The 17,724-nt window shown below is 46.1% G+C and carries 10 protein-coding genes; all 10 read left to right on the forward strand.

Annotated elements, in window-relative coordinates; translation table 11 throughout:
- Positions 1-842 precede the first annotated feature (842 nt).
- The 10 genes from NLBNIHML_RS00865 (at position 843) to NLBNIHML_RS00910 (ending at position 17,526) form a co-directional block, all read left to right on the forward strand.
- On the forward strand, positions 843-6,095 hold the full coding sequence (locus NLBNIHML_RS00865) for a S8 family serine peptidase (protein ID WP_494353528.1): 5,253 nt from the start codon (positions 843-845) through the stop codon (positions 6,093-6,095).
- 201 nt (positions 6,096-6,296) lie between these two features.
- On the forward strand, positions 6,297-7,058 hold the full coding sequence (locus NLBNIHML_RS00870; protein ID WP_494353529.1) for a YheC/YheD family protein: 762 nt from the start codon (positions 6,297-6,299) through the stop codon (positions 7,056-7,058).
- A gap of 187 nt (positions 7,059-7,245) precedes the next feature.
- Complete coding sequence (locus tag NLBNIHML_RS00875) at positions 7,246-8,418, forward strand: GntR family transcriptional regulator (RefSeq protein WP_494354650.1); 1,173 nt, start codon at positions 7,246-7,248, stop codon at positions 8,416-8,418.
- 221 nt (positions 8,419-8,639) lie between these two features.
- Positions 8,640-9,941 (forward strand): glycoside hydrolase family 125 protein, encoded by a 1,302-nt coding sequence (locus NLBNIHML_RS00880; RefSeq protein ID WP_494353530.1) that lies wholly within the window; start codon positions 8,640-8,642, stop codon positions 9,939-9,941.
- A gap of 96 nt (positions 9,942-10,037) precedes the next feature.
- A complete protein-coding gene (locus tag NLBNIHML_RS00885; protein ID WP_494353531.1) occupies positions 10,038-11,417 on the forward strand; it encodes an extracellular solute-binding protein in 1,380 nt (459 codons plus the stop codon).
- Positions 11,418-11,484: 67 nt separating this feature from the next.
- A complete protein-coding gene (locus tag NLBNIHML_RS00890) occupies positions 11,485-12,351 on the forward strand; it encodes a carbohydrate ABC transporter permease (RefSeq protein WP_091016580.1) in 867 nt (288 codons plus the stop codon).
- A gap of 22 nt (positions 12,352-12,373) precedes the next feature.
- Entirely contained in the window at positions 12,374-13,198 is an 825-nt protein-coding gene (locus NLBNIHML_RS00895; RefSeq protein ID WP_339302599.1) for a carbohydrate ABC transporter permease, read from the forward strand.
- Positions 13,199-13,216: 18 nt separating this feature from the next.
- Positions 13,217-16,009, forward strand: coding sequence for an alpha-mannosidase (locus NLBNIHML_RS00900; RefSeq protein ID WP_494353532.1), 2,793 nt, complete (start codon positions 13,217-13,219; stop codon positions 16,007-16,009).
- A gap of 214 nt (positions 16,010-16,223) precedes the next feature.
- The gene (locus NLBNIHML_RS00905; protein ID WP_494353533.1) at positions 16,224-16,871 is read left to right on the forward strand and encodes a restriction endonuclease; all 648 of its coding nucleotides are present in this window, start codon (positions 16,224-16,226) and stop codon (positions 16,869-16,871) included.
- Positions 16,872-16,992: 121 nt separating this feature from the next.
- Positions 16,993-17,526, forward strand: a complete 534-nt coding sequence (locus NLBNIHML_RS00910; protein ID WP_494353534.1) for a DUF5412 family protein — start codon at positions 16,993-16,995, stop codon at positions 17,524-17,526.
- Positions 17,527-17,724: the final 198 nt, after the last annotated feature.

Genomic DNA, 17,724 nt, shown 5'->3' on the forward strand with positions numbered 1-17,724 from the left:
CATTTTATTCCAAATATATACAATAACGTTTGCAGGATTTTCTATGCTTACTTTTGTTAAATATATACTTTATTCATATATAGTTCAGAAATTAACATTTATTAGATCGAATGATTACGGAGAAGAGCCCCGCGATTCAAACGCACGATGAACGAAAAAGGTAACAGCAGGATAGATGTCTACTTGACCTCTTGGTTTGAATAGTAACCTTGACCTTCAAAAAGTAGTTTCATAGAACTACTAAATTTGATCATTTAGCAGAATGGAATGCATAATTGCGAAAAAATAGTATGAACGCGTAAGCGACATGAGACACATAAAAGCATTTAATAGGCTTATTTTCTATATTTTTCAATAAAAGTGCTTGTATATATCGAATAATGATTCTATACTATACCAATAAAATCCAATTAAATTCCTAATTGACTATTATATGTAATTTAAATATTTGCACACTTACTCGAATCACGATCGAAAGTCATATTCACCACTCCTTAGAAAGCGTTCTGCTAACGCTCCTGATTACCCTTCCATATGAATGCTTATAGACATTCACTCTCGTCGCATAACTCAAACATCCAACCTATTACACTCGCGTCTTAACCCTTGAGGTATCAAATCTCCTAAACTTCCAAGTGAAAAAACATAGATGAATCGGTGTGTCTCTTCTGACTCATACTGTCCCTAATTCCCTAACCAAACCTGTAAAGGAGGTGAGGCTTTATGTGAAATCCAGGGCGTTTATTCCGTCCGTAATCAAGGTTAGTCTACCGTTTTATTCTGCAGAGAAGGGCATATGTACCAGACTAAATTACAAAACCGGGTAAAGGGAGTGGAAAAGTTTGATAAAGATTAATCGGTTACGCAAGCCCATCTCTATAGGGCTCTCGCTTCTCCTTGCATTTTCGATCATTCATCCGGTTTCAGCTGAAAACTCCACATCATCCAAATTGGATATGAAATCTGGACTTGCCAAAGTTTCGGAGGCTAAAGTAAACGCCAAGTTGACCAAAGAATTTGAAGGTAGTGAATATGTTACCTATCTGGTGAAAATGAAGGAACAGGTGGATACAGCAGCAGTCTCCAAGCAGGCCCTGGAAAAGGCGACTATCGCCAAACAAACGCCTTCAGCCACAAAGCTGTCCGTTCGGAATTCAGTCGTCAGTTCTCTGCGAGAAACGGCCTCACGTACACAATATCCATTGGAAACTTATCTGGAAAAGGAAGTTGACTTGGGCAAGGTCAAAGAATATAAAAGCTATTTTATTGTCAATTCACTGGCAGTGACGAGTACCAAAGAAGTCATGGAACAGATTGCGCTGCTGCCTGAGGTAGAGAAGATTCTACCGAATGAGACACGATACTTACAGAAAGCCGAAGTGAGTAAAGAACCGGCGAGTGCGGCACCAGCCAAAGATGCTGTGCAAACGCCAGCAGCTAAAGACGCTTCAGTCGGAGTCAAAGATAAAGAGCCTGCTGCAAAGGACAAGCTTGCAACAGAGAACGTGGAATGGAACCTGGATTACATCAATGCGCCAGCCGTATGGGATCGGGGCATCGATGGAACGGGGATTGTCGTTGCCAATCTCGACAGCGGTGTGGACTATACCCACCCTGCGCTTCGCAGCAAGTGGCGGGGACTGGATGCTTCGGGCAATATTGTTGATCCCGAACTGAGCTGGTATGATCCACACAGTAATGCTTCGCTTCCTGCGGACGGAGACGGACATGGTACTCATACAATGGGGACGATGGTTGGCTCGGAACCAGATGGTACCAATCAGATCGGGGTTGCTCCCGGTGCGAAGTGGATAGGTGTACGGATATTTAATCCGGAAACAACAGATGCCATTATTCTGGATGGCGGACAATGGTTGATCGCACCGGTGGATGCAGAAGGTAATCTGCACCCTGAACTTGCACCGGATGTCGTCAACAACTCATGGGGCGGAGGCGCAGGACTGGATGAATGGTTCCGGCCGATGGTGCAAGCCTGGCGTGATGCTCAGATTTTCCCGGAATTCTCTGCAGGAAATGTGAGACTGGGTAACCCGGGCGGACCTGGTTCTGTTGCTAACCCGGCCAACTATCCTGAAAGTTTTGCTACAGGAGCAACGGATATCAACGGAAATCTGGCTTCGTTCTCCCTGCTGGGTCCATCTCCGTATGGCGAGATCAAACCGGAAGTATCTGCCCCTGGTGTCAATATCCGTTCAGCAGTTCCGGGTGGTGTCTATGAGGGAGGCTGGAACGGAACGTCAATGGCAGGCCCGCATACCACTGCACTTGCTGCACTCCTGCTTCAGGCCAACCATTCCCTTACGGTGGATCAGCTGGAGCAGATCATTACAGATACGGCCACACCGAGAACAGATAGTCAGTATCCGACATCTCCTAATAACGGCTACGGTCACGGCATTATTAATGCGCTTGATGCTGTGGGTTCTGTACTCGAAGGAATCGGCACAGTATCCGGCAGAGTCGTTACAGCCGGAGATGATCTGGAAGAGCCGGTACTGGAACACACACCTGTCAATTCAGCCTTTACAGGCATTGATATTCCATTAACGGCTCATGTGACAGATAACGTCGCGGTAGTCTCCGTCGAGGCTTTTGCCAAAACGACAGGTACCAACCAGTACGTCTATCTGCCGATGAATCGGATTGCCGGAGATAGTAAAGATGGAACTTACACAGCAACCATTCCTGCCTTTCTCATTGAGCCACAAGGTGTGGAGTATTATATCCGCGTGAATGACTATGGCAATAACGGATTCGATAGTCAGGTATACAAGGTGGCTGTCTCCAATGGTGTTCAACCCGGATATCTTCAGGATTTTGAAGAAGATCAGCTGGGCTTCACCACTGGCGGTACGGGAAGTACATGGGTATGGGGAGCACCAAGCAGTGGTCCTGGAAGTGCATACTCCGGTGAAAAGGTGATTGCAACCAACCTGCAAGGTACTTATCTGGCGAATAGCAATGCATATCTGCTTGCGCCGCCAATTGATCTTACTGAGAGCCCGGAAGGCGCGTTATTGTCTTTCAAACACTGGTATGATCTGGAGAATAACATCGACTTTGGCAAGGTATATATCGCTTCCGAGGATAGCGATTATGTGTTCGAAGAGTTGTTAAGCTTCACGGGTACGGGTGGTAACTGGAAAAAACAATATGTGGACCTTCGCGCATACGCGGGTCAGCAGGTATTTGTCAAATTCAATCTGACCAGTGATAACTCGGTGCAAAAGGCTGGTTGGTATATTGATGATTTCGCAGTTGAAGAATTGGATGAGCTTGCACCGGGAGCTCCTGCGGGATTGACTGCAACTGCTGATATTCTGGGCAACGTAGCCTTGAACTGGACTGGAGCGAGTGATGAGGATCTCGAATCCTATGTCGTATATCGTTCCACAACCGCAGGTACAGGTTATGAAGCTATTGGAAGCACGACAGGAACAACGTTTACGGATACAACTACAGTTACGGATTCGACCTATTACTATGCCGTTGCTGCACTGGATTATAGTGGAAATGAAAGTGACAAGTCTAATGAGGCCTCCATTACAGTGGAGGTGCCTGAGGATATCTACATCGATCACTTCGACGGCAGTGATGATAATGGCTGGACTCATTCGGGAACCAAAGATGAGTGGGAACGCGGCATTCCGGTAACGGGACCTGCCAGCGCCGTTTCTCCGCCGAATGTGTGGGCGACTGATCTCGACAATACGTACGAGAATGGATCCAACTATTCGCTCGTATCTCCGGTCATCGATTTGACGGATGTATCCGAAGGAACACTCACGTTTAATCATTGGTATGAGATTGAGAGCGGATACGATTATGGATATGTGGAAGTCACCAAAGATGGTGGGACAACATGGTCAGAACTGGGCAAATTCTCACATAGTACAAACGGTAAACAATGGACACCGGTATTTTATGATCTGGATACACTTACAGGCAATGAAGTACAATTCCGGTTCCGTCTGACTTCAGACAACAGTGTTGTGAAAACAGGTTGGTTCATTGATGATTTCCGTGTACTGGGTGTTGCGGTGGAGACGGTTACAGAGGACAATGCCGTCGTGCTTAACAGTGACAAACCAAAACCGTCCTATGATAACCCATGGTACAAAATTACGCGGACAGACAAAGCGGAATTCAACAAAACGAAGCAACAACAACCGGAAGTCGAAAAACCAGGCACAGGTTCGGTTAATCCACAAAGCCTGCCTGCAAGTGCAACGGTTACCGTACTGGAAACCGGACGTTCGGTGAAAACGGATTCGGCTACAGGCAAGTACAGCTTCACACACGTAGCAGGTGATTACACATTAAAAGCTGAGGCATATGGATATTATCCTCGTACCCAGCAGGTGACAATCACCGATGGCAGTGGAGCCAAAGCCAACTTTAATCTGGAGGCAATCCCGCATGGACAGATTGAAGGTGTAGTAACGGATGAGCGGACAGGACAACCACTGGCTGATGCTTCCGTTCTCGTGGTGGAAGATGCGAATGTAGGTGAAGTTCACACAGGTTCAGATGGCAGCTTCGTTATTCAGGTATTGGAAGGAAGCTACACTCTATCCATCCGGGCTGCGGATTATTACAGTAAGACGGTTACTGTGACTGTACCTGGTAATGGTACGGCAGAGGCGAATGTTGCCTTGAAGCCGTTCATCGGTTTTCCAGGGGAAATTGCTTATGATGATGGAACAGCAGAGAACGCACGAGCTTTTAACGCTGCGGATAACGCTTGGGCAGTTCGAATGACACCAGAGCTGGAGACCGCACAACTGACGGGTGCATCGTTCCGCTTCTGGAACACCGAATGGCCTGTACCTGGAGGTACAGCGTTCCAATATGCCGTCTATGATGCATCGGGTGCTGGCGGAGCTCCGGGACGACAACTAGCTGGACCATTTGACGGTACTGCACTTCGTAACGATCAATGGACAACCGTTGAATTCCCGGAACCGGTCATTGTAACGGGTGATTTCTATATCGTGTATGTACAGAGCTTAGCTGGAACTAGCGCTCCGGGACTCGCTACCGATGAGGATGGTCCAAATGCAGGTCGAAGCTGGCAGCGAGTAGGTGGGGCGTGGAGCACTTCACCTGCAGAAGAAGGTAACTACATGATTCGTGCAGTTGTGAGATATCCGGTAAATGCACCTGTGCTCACAGCACCTGCGAACACATATACGAATCAATCAACTTTCACCGTGTCGGGAACCTCTCCGGCATCCGGCGCTCAGATTAAGATCTACAACGGCAAAGATCTGGCTGGTACAACAACTGTCGCAAATGGGAAGTTCTCATACGGTGTGAAACTCCGTTCTGGGATTAATGCGATTACGGCCGAGGCTGTGGTGGACGGAAAAACAACCGACCGTTCACTGCCCGTTGTCATCATTTTGGATCAAACCAAACCACAGTTGACCATCACGAGCCCGACGGAAGGAAGCCGGATCAACACGGAAGTTGTTCATGTAACAGGTAATGTCGTGGAACAATTCCTCGATAAGTTGACTGTTAACGGACAAACCGTACAAGTGGGCAAAGACAGAAGCTTCAGTCATCGTGTATTGGTTAACGAAGGCGAGAACACGATAACCATTACAGCAACCGATCTTGCTGGCAACAAAACAACGGTAACCCGCACTGTATACGTGGAAACGGCGTTGCCAGAACTTACGAATATTACGCCAGCTGAAGATGTTCGAATCACATCAGGGGAGAGTGTCACCGTATCGTTTGACAGTAAACCTGGACTGCAAGCATCTTTCCGGATTCAGTTACCGCTGAATCTAAATGCCCCAGGGGCAGGAGAGATTCCATTGGTGGAGACTGAGCCAGGTCGTTACACGGGTACGTACACAACACCTTCAACCCTTGTTCTTGAGGGTGGAGTCATTGTAATTCGTGCTCAGGATGCAGCTGGCAACAAAGTAGAAGCCGAAGCAGCTGGACGATTGTTCGTCAGCGCAGCACAGGAACAATCCAATCCAGAACCAGATTCGAGTCCTGAAGTGGACGAATCCAATGAACCTGCTCCATCGTCTGCTGAGGGTCTTCAACCTTAATTATTTCAAAGTATGTCATGGAAGATAACTGTATTTAGCACATTGAAGCAAGAAGCCGATAAGCCGAGGTATCCTGGCTTGTCGGCTTTTTGTTATATCCTCTTTTCATAGCTGACGCCTAAGATTAGTTCGAGCAAAATGCATATACTGCATGGTTTGCAGCATTAGGATTAACAAATACGATGACAGGAGGAGTGAACTGTGGGAGTTGATGCAGTACAACGATCCCAACCGTTACGAAGTAAATGGCTCAAAACCAAAATGTTGCTGAATAACTCGGCGATCAAACCATTTATCCCTGATACACAACGATATAGCCAATCCAACTTGAAGACCATGCTGGAGAAATATAGGATGGTATATGTCAAACCCGAGATAGGCACCTTTGGAATGGGAGTCATTAAAGCTGAAATGCACAATCAGCACCACTTCGCCTACCAGATTGGTCAAAAGCGTCTGACGTTCAACAGCTTTGAGTCATTCTATCGAAGCCTGACCCATCGAATTAAGCAAAAAAGCTATCTCATTCAACGAGGTATCCATCTGCTGCAACATAATAACAGGCGCTTTGACATTCGGGTAATGGTTCAATTAAATCTCGGGCAGGCGTGGGAAGCGACAGGGGTCATAGGCCGACTGGGTCATCCAAAGAAAATTGTGACCAACTACCATAGCGGTGCGAAGCCAATGAGCATTCATACGTTGTTGAGATCCCATGCCTCTGACAATCGGATTAACGAATTGATCCAGGAGATGAATCACCTGGGCATCCATATCGCTCGGCACATGCGGAAGAAATACACGCGTTTGAGAAGCATTGGGGTGGATATCGGGCTTGATCGAAGTCTGACTCCATGGATTATTGAGGTAAACGCGAAGCCAGATCCCTATATATTCAATCAGTTAAAGGACAAGACAATGTATCGCAAGGTGATTCGATATTATCGTCAGAACGCACTATAATGAATGACGATGTCAAAGCGAATTCAGAAAATCATGTGAAAATAAATATGTGAAAATGAAGCATCCATCGGGATGCTTTTTCTTTTGCTTGCATATGACAGCAGGGAAGTCGTCTCCTTTCTTCACATTAATGATATAACATGATATATTAGGATGTAGAACATGAGAAGTATGGGTATTTATGGAGGTGCTTGTATTGGGGAAAGACTCGGCATCCAAGCCGATGTATGAACAGATCTTTGAATCCTTGCGCGAACGGATACAGCTTCATCAATATCAAGTGGGTGAGCGTGTTCCTTCGGAGAAGGAATTATGTGATGAATTTGGAGTTAGCCGGATTACGACGAAAAAAGCGCTTGAGATGTTGGCGAGTGAACAATTGATTGTACGTCAGCCGGGACGGGGTTCTTTTGTAGCCGACACGGCAGAGGGTATGCAGGAAAGACCTAACAGACCTGCTCCGCATGGTGCGGTTAAAGATCCAGAGAAGAAGCTGCTCATTGGTCTGGTCATTACCAACTTCAGTGATATGTATGGTACAGAACTGTTATATGGCATGGAAGAAGCTTCACGAGAGCATGATTGTTTTCTCGTACTTAGACGATCCTTCGGGATTCCCGAGCAGGAGGAACGCAGCATTCAGGAACTGCTGGAACTGGGTGTGGACGGATTGATCATTTTCCCTGCACAGGGTGAATATTTCAGCGATGAGATTCTTAAACTGGTCGTGAACAAATTCCCGTTTGTTCTGATTGACCGGTATCTGAAAGGCATTCCAGCTTCTTCGGTCAGTACGGATAACGTAGGGGCGGCGAGAGAAGGGATGAATTATCTGTTCCACCTGGGTCATCGACACATTGCTTTTCTTACACAGCCTCCGGCCAACACCACACCGATTGAAGAACGAATTGAAGGGATCATTGAGGCACATCATGATCAAGGTGTGCTGGTGAACAAAGAATTGTGGTTGGAATCTTTTCTTTCGACATTGCCTAGTGTGTTCGATCCTCAGGTCGAGGTCCACGATGTGGAGACACTGGTAGAACATTTGCAGAAATATCCGGAGATTACTGCACTCTTTGCTGCGGAATACCATATTGCTTTGCTAGCGGAACAGGCAGCCGATCGACTTGGTCTGAAGATTCCGGAAGATTTGTCCATCATTTGTTTTGACAGTCCAAACGCTGCCGAAGGAAGCCGTGTAACACATATGCGACAGAGTCAGTTTGATATGGGGAAACAAGCATTCGAGATGGTGCTCCAAAATATGCAGAACAACGAAATGGCAGTGAACAGGGTTGTTTTGCCTGCCCGATTGGTGAAGGGGAAATCAACGAGTATAGTGAAACAAAAGGGTTAATTTTAGCGGCCTATATTCATTGAGTGTAATCAGAGACTTCGTGAAAACGAGGTCTCTTTTTGGTATGGATAAAAAGGGAAACATCACCTTGATTGGTATATTATTTAGATTAAAAAATGATAATAACATGCTAATATACAAATAAATATATTGACATAACATTATATTCGTTTTAGGATGATGAAAGCGGTTAATAAACTGGATTACATAAGGAGGACAACATGCTGACACCCAGAGAAGATCAAGACATTTCCCCCTCGATATACGACATGATTGATCGAGTTAACAAACGTATGCCGGATTATCCGGAACTTAACCAAATGTTTAAAAACTGTTTTACCAATACGATGGCGACTACTATTCAGCGCAAAGAAGATGGAACAACTTTTGTGATTACGGGAGATATCCCTGCCATGTGGTTACGTGATTCTGCTGCACAGGTCAGACCGTATCTGGTTCTCGCTTCAGAGGATGAAGATATCGCCGACATGATCGCTGGACTGGTTGAACGGCAACTGAATTATATTCTCCTAGACCCTTATGCAAACGCTTTTAATGAGACAGAGAGTGGGAAAGGACATCAGGAAGATCTAACGCAGATGAATGATTGGATCTGGGAACGGAAGTATGAGATTGACTCTCTGGCTTATCCAATTCAGCTCAGTTATCTCCTGTGGAAGAACACGGGAAGAACAACTCAATTCAATGATACGTTCCGCAAAGCAACCCAGATTATCATGCAGTTATGGCAAGTGGAGCAGCATCATGAGACGAAATCACCCTATACGTTCCAACGTCTGGATGCGCCCGAAACCGATACGCTCAGCCGAGAGGGGCGAGGTACTGAAACAGCCTATACAGGCATGACCTGGTCGGGATTCCGTCCCAGCGATGATCGCTGTGAATATGGTTATCTGATTCCATCCAATATGTTCGCTGTTGTGGCGCTGAGATATCTACAGGAAATTGCCGAAGTCGTGTTCGAGGATAAAGGGCTGTTAGCAACTGCTCAGCAGTTGGAGGAACAGATCAACCAAGGTATTCAGGATTATGGTACTGTCGAACATCCGGAATATGGCACCATATATGCGTACGAAACCGACGGGAAAGGCAATCACAATCTGATGGATGATGCCAATGTACCAAGCCTGCTGTCTTTACCTTATCTCGGATATGTTGATGAGAACGACGAGGTGTATCAGAATACACGCCGATTCATTCTATCCTCACACAACCCGTATTTCTATGAGGGAACAGCAGCAGCTGGAATCGGTAGTCCACATACACCGGATGGGTACATCTGGCATATCGCTTTATCGATGCAGGGGCTGACTACAACGGATCGCAACGAAAAACTGCGATTGCTCCAGCTTATCCAACAGACGGATGCGGGCACCGGACTTACCCATGAAGGCTTTTCGGCTAACGATCCACATGAGTATACCCGCCCATGGTTTTCATGGTCTAACATGCTCTTTAGTGAACTGATGATGGATTATTGCGGATTCCGCGTAGAGAAATAGGATTACGCACAGAAATAGATAGGAAAGCAAGAGAGAACCTGCGAGTACATCATAACGTTCGGAGTTCGTTGAATTCCGACAAGAGGAGAGCGAACCATGAGAAAAATATCTTTGAAAATGCCGGTAGCAGCAGTTATGACATCCTTGCTCATTCTAACGACAGCCTGTTCAGGCGGAAGTTCAAGTACAGGCACAACCAGTGATGGCAAGAAGGAAGTAACCGTATCGTTCCGTTCTTCAGGATCTGAAGATACACTTACGAAGTTTTTCCAATCCGGATTGGTGGATCAATTCGAGAAAGAAAATCCGGATATCAAAATCAACATTGCTCCTGTATTGGCAAGTGAAGGTGATTATACGTCCAAAATGGTTTTGCAGATGAAATCGCCTGACACGGCGCCTGATGTTATTGCCGAAGATACATCCATTATCAAATCCGATGCTGCTGCGGGATATCTGGAGCCGCTGGATACACAGGTTCAGGGCTGGTCCGATTGGGAAGAACACATCATCGACAACCTGAAGGCAGGGGTTACGGGTGAAGATGGCAAGGTATACGGTGTTCCGGCTACCTCGGATACACGCGGAATCTGGTACAACAAGGAATTGTTTCAACAGGCAGGTCTGGAAGTTCCGTTCAAACCTGCAAGCTGGGCAGAAGTACTCGAAGCAGCACGTACCATCAAGCAAAAACTGCCAGGTGTGACACCGCTTAATATGATCGTGGGCAAAGCAAACGGTGAAGGGGTTACCATGCAGACGCTGGAAATGCTGCTCTATGGTACGGCGGATACGCTGTATGACGATACCAGCAAGAAATGGGTCGTGAACAGCCCGGGCCTTCTGGATTCTTTCAAATTCATAGATCAAGTGTTCAACACGGATAAAACAGGTCCGACTATGCAGGTCGCCTTGAATGGACAAGCTGGCAGTATTGCATTCCAGCAACAGTTCCCGCAAGACAAACTGGCGATGGCTGTAGATGGTAGCTGGGCAGGTTCGACATGGGCCGAGAACGGTGCTGCTCCAATTGCCAACGCCGAAGAGAAAATAGGTTTTGCGCCATTCCCGACACAAAATGGGGAAGCACCTGGAGCAACGACGATGTCTGGAGGATGGGCTTGGTCCGTTCCTGCACAAGCGAAGAACAAGGAAGAAGCTTGGAAATTTATCGAGTTTCTGATGAATAAGGAAAATGCGACTGCACGCGTAATAGCGGAAGGCAGCCTCAGTCCACGTAATGATTCCACAGAAGTTGAAGGGTATACGGATCGTCCATATACCAAAGAAGCACAGGAACTCTTGAATGTGGCTCACTTCCGTCCGGCGAACGATCAGTATGCAACGGTATCCGCACAATTGCAAAGTATCGTAGAGAGTATTGCCTCTGGCAAGCTGACGCCGGAAGACGGAATTACGCAATTGAAGGACAACGTATCCCGCTCCCTTGGCGCGGACAGCATCGAAGAGAAATAAGGATATCGATATATTCGGAGGGGGAGGAACAATCTCCCCTTTTTCCGGTTCGAATGGAGAGTGACTTATGAAAAGGAAAGCACCAGGCTCATTTCTGTTTCTCATGCCTTCCGTACTGTTATTACTCGTGTTTTTCATTGTTCCCATCATTCTGACGATCTGCTTTGCCTTTACGAATATGGCTCTGACCGGGGCGGCAGCCAAGAGTCTGGAGTTCGTCGGATTTCAGAATTTCATTAATATGTTCCATGATCCGGACTTCCGCATTAGTGTCTGGCGTACGCTGGTCTTTCTCATCTTCTCCGCAGTGATTGGTCAGGTATTGCTTGGGTTCATTCTGGCTCTTCTAATGAAGGAAAAAAATGTGACGTTCCGCCGGGTCATTGGCATCATCGTCATTGCTGGCTGGGTGACACCCGAGATTGTGGTGGCATTCTGTATGGTTGCCTTTTTCAGTGACAATGGTTCATTGAATCAGATTCTTGGCTGGTTTGGGGCGAATCCGATCTCCTGGTTGTTCAGTTTCCCAATGGTGAGTGTCATTATCGCGAATATTTGGCACGGCACAGCCTTTTCAATGATGGTCTACCAATCGGCTTTGGATGATATTCCGAAGGAAGTCGAAGAAGCTGCCATTATTGACAGTGCTACAGGGTTCCAGATCGTCAGACACATTACAATTCCAATGGTAAAAGGGTCGATCGTGACCAACATGATGTTGGTTACACTACAGACACTGGGTGTGTTCACGCTGATCTATACGATGACCGGTGGTGGCCCGGGTACTTCGACACAAACCTTGCCAATCTTCATGTACAACCAGGCCTTTGTGAATTATCAGTTTGGATATGGTACAGCCATATCGCTGGTTCTGCTATTCATCGGTATCATCGCCAGCCTGTTCTACATGCGATCCATGAAAGTGAAAGTGTAACCATGAAGGAGGTTCGATCCCTATGGTCAAACATGGGCTTCAACGTAAAATCCAGTACGGGATTCTAGTCTTTCTAGGGCTCTGTTTTTTATTGCCGCTGCTCTGGATCATCTTGGCTTCATTTGATCCGAACGCACAGCAGGGCATCAAAATGCCCAGTACCTGGACCATTCAAAATTTCAAGGATGTACTCGGGGATGCGAGTAATCTTCGTTCATTCGGTGTCGGCCTGATTCTGTCGGGAGGGCAAGCGATATTGGTTGTGTTGGTATCGGTTCTTGCTGCCTATCCATTATCCCGATACGAGATGAGATTTAAAAAGAGCTTCCTGTTATCCATTCTGTTCATGACAGCTCTTCCGATTACGGCCGTGATGGTTCCGGTATTTCAAATGTTTCTGTTCTTCAAAATGCAAAATAGCATCATTGCCACCATGCTGTTCCTGACCGCCTCTTCACTTCCTTACGGTATCTGGATGATGAAAAACTTCATGGATTCGGTGCCCATTGATCTGGAAGAATCGGCATGGATTGACGGAGCATCCGTCTGGAATGGCTTGAGACGAATCGTAGCACCATTGATGTTGCCGGGAATTGCAACAATAGCGATATTTACCTTTTCGGGAAGTTGGGGCAACTTCTTCGTGCCCTACATCCTGCTCCAGACACCGGAGAAACTTCCGGCATCGGTCACGATCTATCAATTCTTCGGCAGCCACGGCATGGTTGAATACGGCAGATTGGCTGCATTTTCACTACTTTATACGATGCCTTCGGTTGTGCTATATATCTTCTCCCAGCGTTACATGTCCAAAGGCTTCAGCATGGGCGGGGCAACCAAAGGTTAATGACAGGAGGTACGCAACATGACAACCAAAAAGACGGCACATCTCATCTCGCATACCCATTGGGACCGGGAATGGTATATGCCTTATGAACATCATCATGTTCTTCTCATTGAGTTGATGGATAAACTGCTGGATACGCTCGATCAGGACCCGGAATATCGTTATTTCCATCTGGATGGGCAGACGATTATTCGTGAGGATTATTTGCAGGTTCGGCCTGAACAACAGGAGAGACTTGACCGCTATATTCGTGAAGGACGCATTCATTTTGGCCCATGGTATGTGTTACAGGATGAGTTTCTGACCAGCAGCGAGGCCAACTTGCGTAATCTGCTCATCGGTCATCGTGATGCTCGTCCATTCGGTGTGATATCCAAGACGGGGTACTTCCCTGACTCATTCGGAAATATGGGACAGGCACCGCAGATTCTGCAACAGGCGGACATTCATAACGCGATCTTCGGGCGCGGGGTAAAGCCTACCGGATTCAATAATGCCGTGGTTGATGCGGATAGTTACGAATCTCCCTATTCCGAGATGATCTGGCGTTCGCCGGATGGCTCGGAAGTGCTCGGTATTTTGTTCGCGAATTGGTACTGCAATGGGATGGAAGTTCCGGTTGATCCAGAGAAAGCTCAAGTATACTGGGATAAAAATCTGGAGGATGCCGAGAAATTCGCCTCGACTCCACATCTGTTGTTCATGAATGGTTGTGATCATCAGCCGATCCAGACGGATCTGCCTGAGGCTTTACGCACGGCGGCTGCGTTGTATCCGGATGTGGAATTTATTCACTCCAATTTTGACGATTACATTGAGGCGGTTACGAAAGATGTCCCTGAAAATCTGGCGACCATTGAAGGTGAACTTCGCAGTCAGCATACGGATGGTTGGGGAACACTGGTGAACACGGCATCCGCACGGGTTTATCTGAAACAGTTGAATCAGCAGGGGCAGACGTTGCTCGAAAAAGTAGCTGAACCACTGGCCGCCATGGCCCATGTAGCCGGGGTTAAAGATTATCCGCATCATCTGTTGACACATGCTTGGAAGATGCTGATGCAGAACCACCCGCATGATAGCATCTGCGGATGCAGTGTGGATGAGGTTCACCGTGAGATGGTGACCCGCTTCGCCAAGAGCAGACAGCTTGCAGAGAAATTGGTTTCCCAGAGCTCGCAAGCGATTGCTGAATCCATTCGTGCGCAACCTGCTGAGGCTTGGGGAGAGGAAGCCGTGCCGTTCACTGTATTCAACACGAGTGGGGGGAATCGAAATGGCATCATGGAGATGGATCTTATTGTGGACAAAGCCTTTTTCCCGGAAGGGCCTAATCCTCAGGCACTTGCACAGAAGGTGGAAAAAGATGCACTGCCAGCATATCAACTGGTCGATTCGGATGGACACACGTACTCGGCTGAAATCAAGGATCTGGGTGCGCATTTCGGTTATGAACTTCCGAAGGATCGCTTCCGACAGCCTTATATGGCTCGTAAAGTTAGAGTGACTTTCCAGGCGGTGGATGTACCTTCGCTGGGTTATAAGACGTATGCTCTTATTCCAGTTCAGAAGCAAACAGAGATTGCTGAAGTGCCCGCTACGAGCGAACTCGTTCAGGTTCAGGGAATGATGATGGAGAACGGTCATTTGCGGGTGACGATTGAAGAGAATGGTACAGCAACGATTGAAGATAAGGTCTCCGGTGCTGTATACAGGGGCTTGAATTCATATGAAAATACCGGTGATATCGGCAATGAATACGTCTATCGTCAGCCTGACGGAGAGATGACGCTGACCACGAATCATCTGAAGGCAGACCTGCGGATCGTGGAGCAATCTCCGTATCGTGCAGTCATGGAGAGTGTATTACACTGGGACATTCCTGCTGGAGCAGATGAACTGTTCGAGCTGGAGAAGCGCCAAATGGTTCCTTTTACAGAACGGAAGGCACAGCGGGTGAAGAACACGGTTCCGCTGGTAATTACGACAACGTATACGCTGGAAGCAGGCAGTAATATGGTCAAAGTAAAATCTGAATTTAACAATCAGGCCAAGGATCATCGGCTGCGTGCACTCTTTCCATCCGGACTGATGACAGAGGAACATTATGCAGATTCCATCTTTGAGGTTGCCAAACGTTCGAACACACCGGCCAAGGAATGGCTGAATCCGAGTAATGCGCAGCATCAGCAAGCGTTTGTACATGTGACGGATGGTGTTCATGGCTTGATGATTGCAAACAAAGGGCTGAATGAATACGAGATTTTACAACATGAAGAGGGCAGTGCGATTGCGGTTACGCTACTGCGTGCCTCTTCGGAGCTGGGAGACTGGGGCGTGTTCGAGACACCGGAAGCCCAATGTCTGGGACAACAGAGTGTGGAATATGCGATTATTCCATTTGCAGGGGATGCTGCACAGTCAGGCGCATGTGCTTCCGCATATATGTATCCCATTCCGTGGACGACTGTGCAGCTAGGGTCATTAGCACGCACTTTTGAGTGGGAAGGTCATGCTGGAGCTGATGGGCAGAAGGGGGAGTTGCCTCTGTCGAAGCAATGGTTAGCGTGGAATACACAAAGTTCGTCACTAGCCTTCTCCACATTGAAGATCGCGGAGGAAACGGGAGACGTGATCGCTCGCTGGTATAATCTGAACTCCGAATCCGTTGAATTGAACGTTCAGCCTGGATTCGAGTGCGCCTCTGTCTATGAGAGCGATGTGCTGGAACGGGTCAAGCACACGTTGGATGGAGACAGCCAGACGGTATCCGGATACAAGATCGTTACGCAAGGGTATACGTTACGTTGAGTTAATGTTTGAACATTATTATCTTAGGAACCTCCTGTTCGCGGTAGCGTGGACAGGAGGTTTTTGGTAGTCAAAATAATCACCCACTAAAAGGTCGTTAATATAGTGGATTTTTTACTCGGTATAAGTTCTTTTTATCCAATAAAATAATTAATTTCTAATATAGAAAAATGTGGTATTATTGTGCTAGTTTGTTGTAATGGAGGTAGATCAAATGAACTATATTTTATTTGTATTATTCGTAGTAGTTATTATTGTACTTAGCCTTTGGATTCTGAGTTTGACACGTAAACAAAAGAGATCAGCGGTACACTTTGAGGAGAATTACGACTTAAAGGCTATTACTATCGCTGATATAGATAGAATGGAGGATGGCTCTGGCTTCGAGATGTACTTATACAGATTGTTAATTGAGTTGGGCTATTCAGGGGTCTATAAAACGTTAGGAAGCCGCGATTTTGGCGCTGACGTAGTTTTCACTGATCGTGAAGGTGTTAGAAATGTCATCCAAGCAAAGCGATACTCAATAAAATATCCCGTTGGCATCAGCGCTGTGCAGGAGGTGTTTTCTTGCATGAGATATTACAAGGCTAAGAAAGCAATCGTAATTACTTCATCTAATTTCACAGAGTCGTGTGAGACATTAGCTGGTATTAACTTTGTTAAGTTGATTGATCGAACTGACTTAATTCATGTGATTGAGTCTTTTAGAGACGGTGATATGATTGAGGCGCGAGACATCATTGAAGGGGAACCGAGGATGATACTTGAATCTTGGTCGGAAGCGAATAGCAACACGCTACATGAGGTTCGAAAAGATTATAAGGCAGAAAAGTATGTAAAAAAAGTGATGAGTAAGTGAACATACATATTATTCAGTAGATTTTGTGATGAATGATCAACAAACGAGTGTTCTATTAAAAATGAATGATACCGTTGATTGTTCATACGTAACCTAAGTGGGAAGAGGGTGTTGAACTTTAGTGAGAAAATTAAGCTGGAGTGCTTTGTTTTTAGTGCTTTTTTTGTACTTTATTTCGATGTATTCACTATATTCTCATATGAATAATAAATGGCTAGTTAGTCCTCCCAACTATGTAATTCTAATTCTTTCTATTTTAGGACTGACTCTAGCTATACTTGGTTTCAAAGATAAATCGAACAAGTCTACGAAGATAAGAAGCTGTGTCTCGACGGTTCTCTCCGTAGTATTGATCTTCATCCTTTTGGGTGCTTTATCATTTACATCGATATTTTCAGGATCAAAACAATTACTTACAACTACACGTTCACCAGATAAGAACTTTACAATAAGTTTCTATAAAACTGATGCTGGTGCCATGGGATCTTTTGGAGTTGTAGGGGAATTGAAAGGACCTCTTTGGTTTAAAAGAGTATTTTATTATGAGGGAAAGACAGATCAGGTAGACCTCGAATGGATCAATAACCAAACAATTTCAATTAATGATCAAAAAGTTGATTTATTAAACGGGGAAACCGTACATCGTAGCCCTTAAATTTATAAGATGTTTTCTTAAATGAAAGTTAAAGTGGAATTCCTTTAAGGGAGTTTCGCTTTTTTACGTTTAGAGAAAAAGATGGTTAGAGAGAAGTGCTCATCATCAGTAATCCTTTAAGGTATTTTTGTAGATGAATAAGAAATTTCACTATGTCGTGATTTTATACATTTATTGTCGTGAGTTTCTATTAAAAAT

It is taken from the genome of Paenibacillus sp. JNU01 (genome assembly GCF_059130585.1).

What these genes read in the sequence shown, in the direction of transcription:
- NLBNIHML_RS00880 (WP_494353530.1), top strand. Translation starts at nt 8,640, where the DNA reads ATGCTGACACCCAGAGAAGATCAAGACATTTCCCCCTCGATATACGAC.
- NLBNIHML_RS00885 (WP_494353531.1), top strand. Translation starts at nt 10,038, where the DNA reads ATGAGAAAAATATCTTTGAAAATGCCGGTAGCAGCAGTTATGACATCC.
- NLBNIHML_RS00890 (WP_091016580.1), top strand. Translation starts at nt 11,485, where the DNA reads ATGAAAAGGAAAGCACCAGGCTCATTTCTGTTTCTCATGCCTTCCGTA.
- NLBNIHML_RS00895 (WP_339302599.1), top strand. Translation starts at nt 12,374, where the DNA reads ATGGTCAAACATGGGCTTCAACGTAAAATCCAGTACGGGATTCTAGTC.
- NLBNIHML_RS00900 (WP_494353532.1), top strand. Translation starts at nt 13,217, where the DNA reads ATGACAACCAAAAAGACGGCACATCTCATCTCGCATACCCATTGGGAC.
- NLBNIHML_RS00905 (WP_494353533.1), top strand. Translation starts at nt 16,224, where the DNA reads ATGAACTATATTTTATTTGTATTATTCGTAGTAGTTATTATTGTACTT.